Source organism: Neorhizobium sp. USDA 3394, from assembly GCF_056280385.1.
This window is the reverse complement of the sequence record NZ_JBWCDU010000001.1, coordinates 4,077,819-4,093,292: the sequence shown is the minus strand read 5'-3', so window position 1 is coordinate 4,093,292 and position 15,474 is coordinate 4,077,819. Positions and strand designations below refer to the sequence as shown.

General features: G+C 62.9%; 4 protein-coding genes. 1 reads left to right on the top strand and 3 read right to left on the bottom strand.

The window, feature by feature from the left end:
* Positions 1-91: 91 nt before the first annotated feature.
* Both pyc and ACZ9EJ_RS20015 read right to left on the bottom strand, forming a co-directional pair.
* On the bottom strand, positions 92-3,553 hold the full coding sequence (gene pyc, locus ACZ9EJ_RS20020) for a pyruvate carboxylase (RefSeq protein WP_046640188.1): 3,462 nt from the start codon (positions 3,551-3,553) through the stop codon (positions 92-94).
* 119 nt (positions 3,554-3,672) lie between these two features.
* Positions 3,673-4,413, bottom strand: a complete 741-nt coding sequence (locus tag ACZ9EJ_RS20015) for a LuxR family transcriptional regulator (protein ID WP_046640189.1) — start codon at positions 4,411-4,413, stop codon at positions 3,673-3,675.
* A 311-nt stretch (positions 4,414-4,724) separates the two neighbouring features.
* Here ACZ9EJ_RS20015 and ACZ9EJ_RS20010 point away from each other — a divergent pair, with 311 nt between their 5' ends.
* Positions 4,725-6,497, top strand: coding sequence for a glucan ABC transporter ATP-binding protein/ permease (locus ACZ9EJ_RS20010; protein ID WP_046640190.1), 1,773 nt, complete (start codon positions 4,725-4,727; stop codon positions 6,495-6,497).
* Positions 6,498-6,861: 364 nt separating this feature from the next.
* On the opposite strand, the gene ACZ9EJ_RS20005 is transcribed toward ACZ9EJ_RS20010, so the two are convergent.
* A complete protein-coding gene (locus tag ACZ9EJ_RS20005; RefSeq protein ID WP_046640191.1) occupies positions 6,862-15,366 on the bottom strand; it encodes a glycoside hydrolase family 94 protein in 8,505 nt (2,834 codons plus the stop codon).
* Positions 15,367-15,474 lie beyond the last annotated feature (108 nt).

The window sequence follows — 15,474 nt, the reverse complement described above, 5'->3', positions numbered from 1 at the left end:
GCGCAATCCTGAAGTACGGCGCCGACCTGATGCTCATCTTTGGCGAGGGGCTCGGCTGGAAAGTTCGGGCAGCTGGGGAAGGCGGCTGAAATCAGCCGCCATAGACGATGAGCAGATCCTTGGCGTCGATCTGGTCGCCGGCCTTGACGAGGACCTCGGCCACCGTGCCATCCTTCTCCGCATGCAACGCGGTTTCCATCTTCATCGCTTCGATGGACAGCAGCACATCGCCGGCTTTCACGGCTTGGCCGGTCGTTGCAAAGACGCGGCTGATGACGCCCGGCATCGGCGCGCCGAGATGAGCGGCATTAGCGATATCTGCCTTGCGGCGCACCGCACTGCCGGAAGCCCCATGCGCCCGGTCCGGCACCTTGATGCGGCGCGGCTGGCCGTTGAGTTCAAAGAACACGGTCACCATGCCTTGTGCGTCCGTGCCGCTCATCGCCTGGTTGACGACAACAAGCGTCTTGCCCCGCTCGATATCGGCAAACAGCTCCTCGCCGTCTTTGAGGCCGTAGAAATAGGCATGCGTCGGCAGAACCGAGACCGGGCCGTAAGTGTCCGAAGCCAGCGCAAAGTCGGTAAAGACCTTCGGGTACATCAGGTAGGAGGCGAACTCGAAATCGTTGACCTTGCGCTCCAGCTTGTCCTCGATCGCCTTGCGCTCGGCGTCGAGATCGGCCGGGGCCAGAAGCGAGCCGGGCACCGCCGTATAGGGCGCCTCGCCCTTCAGCACCTTTTTCTGCAGCGCCTCGGGCCAGCCGCCGGGCGGTTGGCCGAGATCGCCCTTGAGCATCGATACGACGGAGTCGGGAAACGCGATGTCCTTGGCCGGGTTCTCGACATCGGCAACCGTCAGGTCTTGGCTGACCATCATCAGCGCCATGTCGCCGACCACCTTGGAGGACGGCGTCACCTTGACGATGTCGCCGAACATCTGGTTCACGTCCGCATAGGTTTGGGCGACCTTGTGCCAGCGGGTTTCAAGCCCGAGCGAACGGGCCTGTTCCTTGAGGTTGGTGAACTGGCCGCCCGGCATTTCGTGCAGATAGACTTCCGAGGCCGGTCCCTTGAGGTCGCTTTCGAAGGCGGCATACTGGCCGCGCACCGCTTCCCAGTAGAAGGAGATGCGGCGGATCCATTCCGGATCGAGGCCCGGATCCCGCTCGGAGCCGGAGAGCGCTTCGACGATCGAGCCGAGGCAGGGCTGGGACGTATTGCCGGACACCGCATCCATCGCCGCATCGACCGCATCGACGCCCGCATCCACCGCCGCAAGCACCGTCGCGGCCGCGATGCCCGAGGTGTCATGGGTATGGAAATGGATCGGCAGGCTTGTCGCCTCGCGCAGCGCCTTGAACAGCACCCGCGCCGCGGCCGGCTTCAGCAGGCCGGCCATGTCCTTCAGCGCGATGATATGCGCGCCCGCCTTCTCCAGCTCTTCGGCCAGAGAAACGTAATATTTGAGGTCGTATTTCGGTCGTGCGGAGTTCAGGAGATCGCCGGTATAGCAGATCGCCGCCTCGCAGAGCTTGTTCTCCTCCTGGATCGCATCCATCGACACACGCATGTTCTCGACCCAGTTGAGGCAGTCGAAGACACGGAACAGGTCGATACCACCCTTTGCGGCCTGGGCGACGAAATACTTCACCACGTTGTCGGGATAGTTCTTGTAGCCGACCCCGTTCGCGCCGCGCAAAAGCATCTGCAACAGCAGGTTCGGCGCGTCCTCGCGGATCATCGCCAGGCGCTCCCACGGATCTTCGGTGAGGAAGCGCATGGAAACGTCGAACGTCGCCCCGCCCCAGCATTCCAGCGAGAACAGGTTCGGCAGCGCCCGCGCATAGACGCCCGCCACCCGCGCGATGTCATAGGTGCGCATGCGGGTCGCCAGCAGCGACTGATGGCCGTCGCGCATCGTCGTGTCGGTCATCAGCACGCGCTTCTCGTTGCGCATCCATTCGCCGAATTTTTTCGGCCCGAGCGTGTCGAGGAGCTGCTTGGTGCCGTCCGGGATCGGGCCGTTGATATAGGGCAGGACAGGCTTTGCGGCGTGCTCGGAAGGCACGGGCCGGCCCTTGGTTTCCGGGTGGCCGTTGACGGTGACGTCGGCAAGATAGGTGAGCAGCTTGGTGGCACGGTCCTGCCGCTTGACCTGCTCGAACAATTCCGGCGTCGTATCGATGAACCGCGTCGTATAGGTGTTGTCGCGGAATTTCTGATGGCCGATGATCGCTTCGAGGAAGGTCAGGTTCGTGGCGACGCCGCGGATGCGGAATTCCCGCAGCGCCCGGTCCATGCGGTCGATCGCCTCCTGCGGCGTGGTGCCGGCAGCCGTTACCTTGACCAGCAGCGGATCGTAATAGCGGGTGATGATCGCACCCGAATAGGCCGTGCCGCCGTCCAGACGTATCCCGAAACCGCCGGCCGATCGGTAGGCGGTGATGCGGCCGTAATCCGGGATGAAATTGTGCTCCGGATCTTCGGTGGTGATGCGGCATTGCAGCGCGTGGCCGTGGAGGCGGATGTCAGCTTGGACCGGCACGCCGGATTCAGGCGTGCCGATCGCAAACCCCTCGAGGATGTGGATCTGTGCCTTGACGATATCGATGCCGGTGACGACTTCCGTCACCGTGTGCTCGACCTGGATGCGCGGGTTCACCTCGATGAAGTAGAATTTTCCGGTATCGGCATCCATCAGGTACTCGACCGTGCCGGCGCCGACATAGTTGGTCGCCGCGGCGATCTTCAGCGAATAGGCGGCCAGTTCCTGCCGCTGGGCTTCCGACAGATAGGGGGCCGGGGCTCGCTCCACGACCTTCTGGTTGCGACGCTGGATCGAACAGTCGCGCTCGAAGAGATGCACGACATTGCCGTGGGTATCGCCGAGGATCTGGCTCTCCACGTGCCGGGCGCGCTCGACGAGTTTTTCCAGATAGACTTCGTCCTTGCCGAAGGCGGCCATCGCCTCGCGCTTGGCTTCCACGACTTCCCTGGCGAGGTCTTTCGGATCGCGGATGGCGCGCATGCCGCGCCCGCCGCCGCCCCAGGATGCCTTCAGCATCACCGGATAACCGATCTCCTCAGCCATCCTGGCGACTTCGGCCATATCGTCCGGCAGCGGCTCGGTTGCCGGCACCACCGGCACGCCGACGGAAATCGCCAGGTTGCGCGCCGCGACCTTGTTGCCGAGCTGGCGCATCGTGTCCGGTCGGGGCCCGATGAAGATGATGCCTGCATCGTTGCAGGCCTCCACGAATTCCGGACTTTCGGAGAGCAGGCCGTAGCCCGGATGAATGGCGTCGGCGCCGGAAAGCTTGGCGACGCGGATCACTTCCGGGATCGAAAGATAGCTTTCGATCGGTCCCATGTCCTTGGAAAGATGCGGGCCGCGGCCGACCTGATAGCTCTCGTCGGCCTTGAACCGATGCAGCGAGAGCTTGTCCTCCTCCGCCCAGATCGCAACAGTCTTGATGCCGAGCTCATTGGCCGCACGGAAGACCCGGATCGCTATTTCGGAGCGGTTGGCAACTAAGATCTTGGAAATAGGCAAGACGGATCTCCTCAGGCGCCATCGAAAGTAATGCTGCACTGCAAAGAAATCAGTATTGCCTTAATCAGGCAAGCGCAATTTCTTGGGGAGACCGGATGTGTCGCAAGAAGACCAATCGCTCAGGCAATCAGGCCGAGGCGAAATGCCGAAGCGACCACATGCTGGCGGTTCTTGGCGCGCAGCTTCTCCTGAAGCCCGTTGATGTACCAGTCGACCGTATGGCTCGAGATATCGAGCGACTTCGCGACCTCGTTGGAGGTCAGGCCGTCGGCGAGCAGGACGATGACTTCCATCTCGCGGCGGGTAAGCTGGGTATCCACCTTTGCGACGGCCTCCAGCTCTTCCGCCTGTCCGCGCAGGTCCAGAAAGCGCCAGAACGCCTTCTTGGCGGCGGCCTCGAACAGCGCCATTTCAGCGGGCGAGAGATCCACCGGGCGGCCACCGAGCGTCATGTTGCCGAGCAGGCCGTTGCGGCCATGGACCGGAAACACGTAGCCGTCCTGAAGGCCGTGACGTGTCCCCTCCTGCATCATCCGCTGCATGCGCTGCCGATGCGGATCGTTCCGCAGCCTGAGGACAGCATCCCGCCAGCGGAAGGGTCTTTGCGCGATGCTGAGCATCCGGACGGTCGGATCGACCAGGGCATATTTGCGGGCTTCGTAGATTTCCTGCCAGCCTTCCGGCCACCGGCCGGCCAGGACAAGACCGTCCGGATTCTGAAGGGAGCGCGGCCGGATGACCAGTCCGTAATATTCGAATCCATAGGCCTTCAGCACAGATTCGAGCCGGGCCGTCAGCTCCACTTCGGTCTTGATTTCCCCCACGAGTACCAAGAGTTGCACGACCAGCTGAATGTTCAAGGCTTGCTCCCCGCCGCGTTCTCTCCGGGCGATTCTTGTCTTTATCTTAAATTTCAGTAACTTCCCTTATGCACAATCGATTAGCATAGTTATCATTCTTTGAAGGTATACCGCGAAATCTAGCCCTTGACGGCTTTGTGCAATAAGCCGTCGGTTGGTTCAAGACACTGAATGCGGGAAGCCTTGCCCTCCATGAAACATTTCTGGCAGAAGAGTATTATCTCCGGCTTCCGTCGCGGAATTGCCGTTTCCGATCACTAGATTACCGGTGCCGCCCCGATGGCGGCTCCACTTGAAAGAGGTTGCGCCAGTTGACGCTGTTCCAGGTTTACGCACGAGCGCTCCAATATCTGGCGAAGAACAAATGGCGCGTCGGCGCCGTCGTCATCGCCAATATCGTGCTTGCCGTCATCACCATTGCCGAACCGATCCTTTTCGGCCGGATCATCGATGCCATTTCGTCCGGCAGTACCGTCACGCCGGTACTGATGTTATGGGCCGGCTTCGGTGTCTTCAATACCGTTGCCTATGTGCTTGTCGCTCGTGAGGCGGACAGGCTCGCCCATGGCCGACGCGCATCGCTGCTGACAGAGGCTTTCGGACGAATCATCTCCATGCCGCTCGCATGGCACCACACCCGCGGCACATCCCATGCGCTGCACACCCTGCTGCGTGCGGCAGAGAGCCTGTTCGGCCTGTGGCTCGAATTCATGCGTACTCACCTCGCTACCGCCGTGGCGCTCGTCCTGCTGGTCCCCACGGCGATCTCGATGGATTGGCGGCTGAGCCTCGTCCTTCTGGTGCTGAGCATCCTCTACTGGATCATCGGGGTGACGGTGATGAACCGCACCAAGGAGGGGCAGGCGTCGGTCGAAAACCATTACCACACGGTCTTTTCGCATGTGAGCGACGCGATCAGTAACGTATCGGTGCTGCACAGCTACAATCGCATCGAGGCCGAGACCAAGGCGCTCAAGGACTATACCAAGGACCTGCTGGCCGCCCAGTATCCGGTGCTCGACTGGTGGGCTCTGGCCGGCGCGCTCAACCGCACCGCCTCGACGGTGTCCATGGGCGTCATCCTGGTCATCGGCACGCTTCTGGTTCAGCGCGGCGAAATCCGGGTCGGCGACGTCGTGGCCTTCATCGGCTTCGCCAACCTGCTGATCGGCCGCCTGGACCTCCTGCGCCAGTTCGCGACCCAGATCTTCGAAGCGCGCGCCAAGCTCGAGGATTTCTTCCTCCTCGAGGATTCCGTCGAAGAGCGCGCCGAGCCGGCGGACGCCGCCGACCTCGGCGAGGTTCGCGGCGATGTGGAATTCCGCGATGTCTCCTTTGGCTTTGCCAGCACGAGCCAGGGCGTCCACAACGTCTCCTTCACGGCGAAAGCCGGAGAGACCGTGGCGATCGTCGGCCCGACCGGCGCCGGCAAGACCACGCTCATCAACCTCCTGCAGCGTGTCTACGACCCCCAGGAAGGCAAGATCCTGATCGATGGCATCGACATCGGCAAGGTGACGCGGAAATCGCTGCGCCATTCCATCGCCACCGTCTTCCAGGATGCAGGCCTCCTGAACCGGTCGATCAGCGAGAACATCCGCCTCGGCCGCGAAGGCGCAAGCGAGGAAGACATCGCGATGGCAGCGGAAGCCGCCGCCGCTGCCGAGTTCATCGAAACGCGGTTGAACGGCTACGAGACTCCGGTCGGCGAGCGCGGTAACCGGCTGTCCGGCGGCGAGCGCCAGCGCATCGCCATTGCCCGCGCCATCCTCAAGAACGCCCCGATCCTCGTGCTCGACGAGGCTACCAGTGCGCTGGACGTCGAGACCGAGGCTCGCGTCAAGACCGCCATAGACCGCCTCCGTGAAAACCGCACCACCTTCATCATCGCCCACCGGCTTTCCACCGTCCGCGATGCGAACAAGGTGATCTTCCTGGAGAACGGACGCGTCGCCGAAATGGGCAGTTACGACGAACTCAGCGCGAGCGGCGGACGCTTCGCCTCGCTGCTGAAGGCAAGCGGCATCCTGACCGACGACGACGAGGCGGCGGACCCTGTCGTGTCGGTGGCACAGCCCACCTGATCGCTTAGAGCGTTCCTTGTTGGATTGAAGCATTCTGCCGGAGCAGGTTTTCGTCGGGGCAAAGGCGATTGCCGACGGGCATACCTGACGGTACGTCCGAGCCGATCGCCTTTGATCCTGGCGGAAAGATGCCCGGCCCTTCGGGTTGGCTGAAACGGGCCGCTTGATCGTCCGGCCGGCTTGGCCGTAGGACCGGGCTACGACGCGCGCCGGCCGGACGACCATTCGACTCCGTTTGAGCCAACAGAATGCTTCAATCCAACAGGGAAACGCTCTAAAGGAGCCTTCAATGAAAAACCCGCCGCCATTTGCATGGCGGCGGGTTTTCTTTTGTCGGTTTCAGTTTCCCGGGTCGACCGAAGGCTCAGCTACTGGCCGGTTCCGGCAGACGCTTGGCCACGGCTCCGCCGAGGAGGAAACCTTCCGTTTCATTGACTGCCTGACCGTCGATGGTGACCTTACCGCCCTCGACGGCGATCTTGTGCACCGTGTCGTCGATGGTCAGTTCGGCAGTGAAGCCATCCCAGTCGCTCGGCAGGGCCGGATTGACGAACAGCCGGTCGCCCTGGCGGCGGATACCGAGAATGCCCTCGGTCGCCGCGCGGTAGAGCCAGCCAGCAGAACCCGTATACCAGGTCCAGCCGCCGCGCCCCGTATGGGAACCGTGACCGTAGACATCTGCCGCGACGACATAGGGTTCGACGCGATAGGTTTCGGCCGAGTCGCGGTCCAGCGCATGGTTGATCGGGTTCAGCATCTGGAAGCACTTCCAGGCATCGTCGCCCCGCTTCAGCGCTGTCAGCGCCAGGACGACCCAGATCGCCGCATGGGTGTACTGGCCGCCGTTTTCGCGAATCCCCGGCGGATAGGCCTTGATATAGCCCGGGTCCTTGCGGGTATCCTGGAACGGCGGCGTGAAGAGCCGGATAATGCCGGCTTGGCTGTCGACCAGCTTTTCGAGCACTGCATCCATGGCCTGGGCGGCGCGTTCCGGATCGCCTTCGCCCGAGAGCACGCTCCAGGACTGGGCAAGCGAATCGATGCGGCATTCGTCGCTGGTGCTCGAGCCGAGCGGTGAGCCGTCGTCGAAATAGCCACGGCGATAGTAGGTACCGTCCCAGCCGGCCTTTTCGAGCGCCTGCTTGAGCGTCTCGATATGATCCGTCCAGCGCTGGATGCGCTTCTTGTCCTTGCGGGCCTCCGCATAGGGCAGGAAGTTGCGCAGCGCCGCGGCCAGGAACCAGCCGAGCCAGACGCTCATGCCGCGGCCACCGATGCCGACGCGGTTCATGCCGTCGTTCCAGTCGCCCCCGAGGATGAGCGGCAGGCCCTTGTCGCCGGTGCGGGTGATCGCCAGGTCCAGCGCCCTTGCAGCATGCTCGTAGATGGTGGCGGTCTCGGTCGAGACCGTCGGCTGGATGAAGGAGTCGTGCTTGTTCTTTTCGAGCACCGGACCGTCGATGAACGCCAGCTCCTCGTCGAGCAGCGATGCGTCGCCTGTTACCGAGACATACTGGTGGATACCGTAGGCAAGCCAGACGACGTCGTCGGAGATCATCGTCCGGACGCCGGCGCCGGAGCCGGGCAGCCACCAGTGCAGCACATCGCCTTCCTTGAACTGCCGCGAAGCCGCGTTGACAATCTGGCGGCGGGCGAGCGACGGCTCGTGCACCAGGAAGGCCAACGTATCCTGCAGCTGGTCACGGAAGCCGAAGGCGCCGGATGCCTGGTAGAAGGCGGTCCGGGCCATGATGCGGCAGCCGAGCGCCTGGTAGGGCAGCCAGTGGTTGACCATGTTGTCGAGCGACTTGTCAGGCGTCGAGATCTTCAGGCGGCCGGTAAAGCCGGTCCAGAAGTCGCGGTTCGCCTCGAGGATCGGAGCGAACTCCTCGCCGCGCAGCTGGGCCGCCAGCGCCTGCGCCTCTTCCTTCGTATCGGCATCGCCGAGATAGAAGGTGACCGTCTTCTCTTCGCCCGGCGCAAGCTCGATGTCGTAGGCGAGTGCCGCGCAGGGGTCGCCGTCGAGATCGAGGGCGTTGCTGAGCGCCGAAGCGGACATCACAGCCGCCGGCATCTGGACCGAACCGAAACGGCCGATGAATTCGCGGCGGCTCGCCGTGAAGCCGACCGGCGTCTCCTTCATGCCCATGAAGGCAAAGCGGCGGTAGTCGATGCTGTAGGAATTGGTGGCGAAAAGCGTCCCCGTTTCCTCGTCGCGGCTGGAGAGAATGAACGGGATGGAGCGAGCCGGATTGGCGCCGAGCAGCCATTCCACATAACCGTAGATGCGCAGCCTGCGGGTTTCCGAACCGCCGTTGTGGAGAAGGATGGATGAGAGCTTTACCGCCCGCGTCCGATCGACCGTCTGGGTCAGCCTGATCTTCAGGCCTTCTTCCTCGCTCGAAAAGACCGAATAGCCAAGGCCGTGCCGGGCTTCGAACTTAACCTCCGGCTTGCGCGACAGGACCGCGAACGGCGTCATGACGGCGCCGTTATCCCGGTCGGCGATGTAGAATGCCTCGCCGGGACGGTTGATGACCATGTCGTTGGTCCAGGTCGTCAGCTGGTAGTCGCGGGAATTCTTGGCCCAGGTGAAGCCTGACCCTTCCGCCGAAATGTGGAAGCCGAACTTGTCGTTGGATATGATGTTGATCCACGGCTGCGGCGTCGACTGGCCGCCGTGCAGGCGCACCACATATTCGCTGCCGTCCTTGGTGAAACCGCCGAAACCGTTCCAGAACTCGAGATCCGCCGGTGCCTCGATCGGAGCCGGAGGCTGGAATATCTCGCCGTTCAGCAGCGGACGACGATCGACCTCGATCTGCTGGTCCTTCGGCGGTGCGAAGATCGTTGCCGTGCGGTTGAGCTGGTCGCTGATCTTGCCGTTGCGGGCGTGCAGAACCACGCGGGATGCGGCGATCAGGCCTTCCGAACCCTCGTCGTCCATGATGTCGCGGCGCAGCGAGAAGACATGCTGGCGCTGGCCTTCCTGCTGGCTGAGGCGGCGGGCGCTCTCGGAAAGATGTTCGAGCGCCTGCTGCATCTCCTGCGCGTAGGAGGCCGCCCGCTCGTTGAAGATTACGAGATCGGTGACGACGCCGCGCGAGCGCAGATATTCCTGGGCGCTCATCGCTTCCTTGGCAACCGGCATGTCGTTGTCGTCGTTGATGCGCAGCGTGAAGATCGGGAAGTCCCCCGAAACAGACGAGGGCCAGAGCGACGACTGCTGCTGCATGCCTGCGTGTATGGTCGCCTGGTCGGCGCGCAGCTGCATGTCCGGATAGATGAGATAGCGCGCCAGGTGCTGGAACGCCGCCGCATCCTGCGACGAGACGCCGAGATGGCGCATCTGTACCTGCGTGCGCGTCCAGGCCTGCGTGAGCTCGGTCTGGAAGGCATCCGGATGGCGATAACGTTCGATCGCCTGGTCGAGCTCTTCGCGCCTGGGTGCGGCGATCGTCCAGAAGATGACGCTCACCTTCTTGCCGGCCGGCACGCGCACGACGCGGCGAAGCGACAGGATCGGGTCGAGCGTGAAGCCGTCGGTGCCCGACAGGGTCGCGCCGGGATCGAAGGCAGCAGCTTCCGAAAGCGTGCGGCCGCGGCCGAGGAACTTGCGGCGATCTGTCTCGAATTCGGTCGGGCGAGCCGAACCGGCGTTGTCGGCGGCCAGATGGGCGATCACCATGTCCGGCTCGTTCGGCGCGCGCTTGTTGCGCCAGGCGCGGATGACGTCGCCGCGGCGGCCGATTTCCGTGCGGACGAACATCCGCTGGAAGACCGGATGGGCGTTGTCGTCGTCCTCGGTGGTCAGCACGGGTTCCATATAGGAGGTCACTTCGATGAAGCGATCCTCCGTACCCATGTTGAGCAGCGTCAGGCGGCGGCCTTCGGCATCGTGTTCGCTGGCGACGATGCATTCGACCGTGCTCGTGAGGTCGCCGATCGTCTTGTGGAATTCCGCCCGTTCGTCGGAGAAGATCGCCCTTGTCTTTTCGCCTTCGATCCGACGCGGCTCGGCGGTGGCGGACCACCATTCGCCGGTCGTGGTGTCGCGCAGGAACAGGAACTGGCCCCAGCGATCTTCGGTCGGATCGGGCTTCCAGCGGGCGACAGACAGCCCGTTCCAGCGGGAATATCCGGAGCCGGTCGCGGTGAGCATGACCGAGTAGTGGCCGTTGGAGAGCAGCACCAGTTCCCGGTCCTTGGTGGCCGGGTTGGTGATGGTGCGGATTTCCGAACGCAACAGTTCGCCCTGGCCCTTGCCGGGGGTCTCTTCGTGCTTGGCGCTCATCACCGGAATATCGCGCGGCGCCTTTTCCTGCAGCAGCAGTTCGGCAGCCTCGATGGTCGGGTCGGAATGGAAGAGCTCGCGCAGCAGGCCGTTCATCACGACGTTGGCGATCGCGGCGATCGACATGCCGTGGTGGTGGGCATAGTAGTTGAACACCACCGCGTAGCGCTTGCCTTCCGGTACGCGGGTCGGCGTGAAGTCCACCGCGTCGTAGAAGCCGAACACCCCGAGCGCTCCGAGCGAGCGCAGTTCGGTGAGGTTTTCAGAGGCAGCGATCGGGTCGTACTGGCTGGCCAGGATCGACGCATAGGGAGCGATGACGGCGTTCTGCCCGAGACCGCGCTTGAGGCCGAGCGTCGGCACCCCGAAGTTCGAATATTGGTAGTACATCTGATGGTCGAGAGCGTTGAACGCCGCCTCCGAGATGCCCCATGGCGTGCCGAGGCGGCGGCCGTGGTTCATCTGTTCCTTCACGATCAGATTGTTGGTCTGATTGAGGATGCCCCCCTGGCGCTCCTGCATGACGAGCGGCGGCATGAGGTATTCGAACATCGAGCCGGACCAGGAAACCAGAGCACCTCGCGCACCGATCGGCACCACCTGGCGGCCGAGCTTGTACCAGTGCTCGGTCGGCAGGTCACCCTTGGCAATCCCGAACAGGCTGGTCAGACGCGCTTCGGATGCGAGCAGGTCATAGCAGGCTTCGTCGATCTCGTTGGTTTCGACACGATAACCGATCGACAGAAGGCGGCGCTCCTTGCGGAACAGGAAGCTGAAATCCATCGCGAAAGCGAGGCGGCGGGTTCGGTCGCGCAACACGCCGAGCCGCTCCCGCAGCGATTCGATATTGGCATTGTCGAAGACGCTGTCGGCGATATGCGCCTCGCAGGCAGCGACGAGAGACGCGGTCCAGCGGGTGACTTCGTCGCTCTGCGCCGAACGGACTTCCTGGTCGAGGTTGACCGCGAGCTTCTGGATATCGCGGGCAAGCACGGCGAGGTTGATGATCCGGATCGATGCGAATTCATGCTCGCGCTTCACCGCGGCAAGCGCGTTGCCGAAGCCGACGATACGTTCTTCCAGACGGCGGCGCAGCGGGCGCACGGTCTTGCGATCGTCCGGCAGAGCCTTCAGCGTTTCGGCCAGGATGCCGGAAACGTCGCCGATGCCGTCGAGATTGCCCTGGAGGTGCGCGGAAGGAGCCTCGGCCCAGATGCGCAAGGCCGACGAGATGGCGATCAGGTGGCCGGCGAAGTTGCCGCTGTCGACCGACGAGACGTAGCGAGGCATCAGCGGCTGCAGGGTATCGGTATGATACCAGTTGTACATGTGGCCGCGGAACTTGTCGGCTCTTTCAACCGCCGAGATCGTCTGCTCGATGCGCTCGACCGTGTCGGTGAAGCTGATCCAGCCGAAATGCCGCGCCGAGATCGTCGACAGCAGGTAGACGCCGATATTGGTCGGCGACGTGCGCTTGGCGATGACCGGGTTAGGCTTCTCCTGGAAATTGTCCGGCGGCAGGTAGTTCTGCTCCGCGGTCACGAAGGTCTCGAAATACCGCCAGGTGCGGCGGGCGATCTTGCGCAGTTCGACGGACACGGGCTCCGGCACGAACAGCCGGTCTTCGGTCTCGGCCGACTGGCTGACATACCAGGCAACGAGCGGCGAGAAAATCCACAGCACGGCGAACGGGATGCCGACCAGGAACGCATTGTCGCCCGGCATGGCCGACAGGATGATGCTGAGCACGGCAATCGCCGGCGCATGCCACATCGTCTTGTAGTAATCCTGCGGGCTCCCTTGCGCGCTCGACTGGATCGAAGCGGCCGTGCGCCATTCCAGCATCAGCTTGCGGCTGAAGAACAGGCGGTAGAGAGACCGGGCGATCGCGTCGGTCATGATGCAGGCGGAATCCGCGATGAAGACGACGCGGAGCGCGACCTGCGCATTGGCGGAACGCATGTCCGACCAGACGGAATAGAAATGCGCGCCCGGGACGATGTCGGTGGAGCCCGGCAACAGGCCGGTGACCAGGCTGAGGGTCGGCGCGACGAACAGCGAGAAGATCAGCAGGATCTGCCAGATCAGCGCGCCGAGCGGATCCATGAAGTACCAGCCAAGCACGGAAGCGAAGAACCAGGCGATCGGGGTCAACGACCGGCGCAGGTTGTCGACCATCTTCCAACGGCCGAGCGCGGTCACGCCCCGCTTGGGATCGAGGATATAAGGCAGGAGCTGCCAGTCGCCGCGGGCCCAGCGATGCTGACGCGAGACTTCAACCTCGTAGCGGACCGGAAAGTCCTCGACCAGTTCCACGTCGGTGATGAGGGCGCAACGTGCGAACGAACCTTCGAGCAAGTCATGCGAGAGCACCGAATTCTCGTCGATCCGACCTTTCAGCGAAGCCTCGAAGGCATCGACGTGATAGAGGCCCTTGCCGGTGAAGCTGCCTTCGCCCGTCAGGTCCTGATAGACGTCGGAGACGGTGAAGACGTAAGGGTCGAGGCCGCGGCCGACGGAGAAGACGCGCTGGAAGACGGAGGCTTCCTTGCCGGTCGTCAAGGACGGCGTCACGCGCGGCTGCATCAGGCCATAGCCATGGACGACGCGGTTGGTTTTCGGATCGAGAACCGGCTGGTTGATCGGGTGGTGCATCTTGCCGACAAGCTTGGTCACCGCATCGCGCATCAGGCGCGTATCGGCATCGAGCGTCATGACGTATTGGACGTTCGACGGAACGATATTGGCACCCGGAAGATAGCTGGTGTCGCGATCACCGCGCAGCAGCATGTTGAGCTCATGCAGCTTGCCGCGCTTGCGCTCCCAGCCCATCCATGCGCCTTCGTTCGGATTGAACAGACGGCGGCGATGCAGCAGATAGAAGCGCGTCTTGCCGTCTTCCCCATACTTGGCGTTGAGCGCCGCGATCTCGCGCTTCGCATAGTCGAGGATTTCGAGGTCGGTATCGGTCTCCTCGAACTTGCTGTCGCGCCAGTCGCTGAGCAGCGAGAAATAGATCTCGCCATGCGGATTGGCGAGATAGTGGACCTCGAGGTTTCGGACGAGTTCGTCCACGGTATCCCGGTCTGTGATCAGGCAGGGTACGGCGACCAGCGTCCTCGCCGCTTCCGGAACACCTTCCTTGAATTCGTAGCCGACCAGCCGGGCCGGTCTCACCACATAGGTGACCAGCGTATTGAACAGGCCCGTCGCGCCTTCGGAAGCCGGCAGCGCGAACATCAGCAGGAAGAAGAAGACGACCGGCAGCGGAATATCCGCCTGCACCAGGAACCAGCCTGCAATCGCCATGGCGAGCACGGTGATGAGGATGACGGGGCCGGCGATCGCGAACCAGTTGAGGCGGCGGACGAGGCGGACAACCCTTTGGACGAACAGCAGATTGTAACCGACTGCCGCTTCCAGCTCCCGCCGGCGGCGGCCGACGACGAAAGCTCCGACATTGGTCTCGCGCGGATCGGCATTTTCTTCCGCCGCCGCTTTTTCGGCGAGCTGGATGGCAGCTTCCGCAACCTCGGCCTCGCTCTTGCGGGAACGGCGGGCAATCTGTTCGATACGGTTGCGATAGGCGTTGCGCGAGCCGAAATCGAGCGCCTGATAATCGGTGCGCTCGCGGAAGATCTTGTCGATCTGCGAGACGTCTTCGAACCAGACGCTCCATTCCGTATCGTCGATCTCGCGCAGGCTCTTGATGATGTTGCCCATCGTCACGTTGCCGGACGAAAGGCGGTTCTGCTCGGCGAGCATCACCTCTTCGACGTCGGTGCCCGCCTGTTCGAGACGCTGCTCCAGCCAGGCGACGGCAAAACCCGAAGTCTGCGAGGCGTTGCGAAGGCGATAGAGGAACTGCGCCGTGAACGTATTGTCGTTCGTCAGGTTCTCGATGCCCTTCAGGACATCGGCGCTCGCCTCCTCGTTATTGAGACGGATGATCTCGTCGGCCGTCTCGTTGGCGCGGCGGCGCATGTTGCGCGAGCGATCGACGCGGGTCGCGATGCGGCGCAGGTTCTCGATCAGCACGAAACGGATGAAAGAGGGCAGCGCCCAGAGTTCGCCGATCTCGAGCGGTTCCTTGACCTGGAAACCTTGGACCATGGCGGCCAGCGCCTCGCGGGAAACGCTGCTGTGCGTATGGGCGACATAGAGCCAGGCGAGCACCAGCACACGCGGCAATTCCTGGCCGCCCACCTTCATCGTGGGCAACTGGCGGAAGAATTTTTTCGGGAAGTCGCGGCGGACTTCCTGGATCGCCTCTTCGGCTATGTAATAGTTGTCGAGCAGCCATTCGGCGGCAGGCGTGATCGACGCCCCGGCATCGACGTCGGTAGCGGTCGCCCGATAGACCCGCAGGATTTCCTTCTCGTTTTCATGATGCCGCTTGAAGAACTCGAATTCCATCAGGCCCGGCAAGCTGGGCGTACCCTCCTTGCCGAGTTTCTCGCCGCATTCCCTCAATGCATCGATGTTGAAATAGGTCGAGCGGATCGAATCGTTGTGATCGATCTGCTTGGCTTCGGTTTCGCGCGAGGAAGCTGACGGCGGAGTGTGAAATGACATGGATACGGGCTTCTGCTGAAAACTCTAAGGGTTTGTCGGCCTCGCCTTACTCGGCCTGCATCGGAAGCGCCAGTCATCATTTGGATTATGGTGACCGGCCGGATGCAA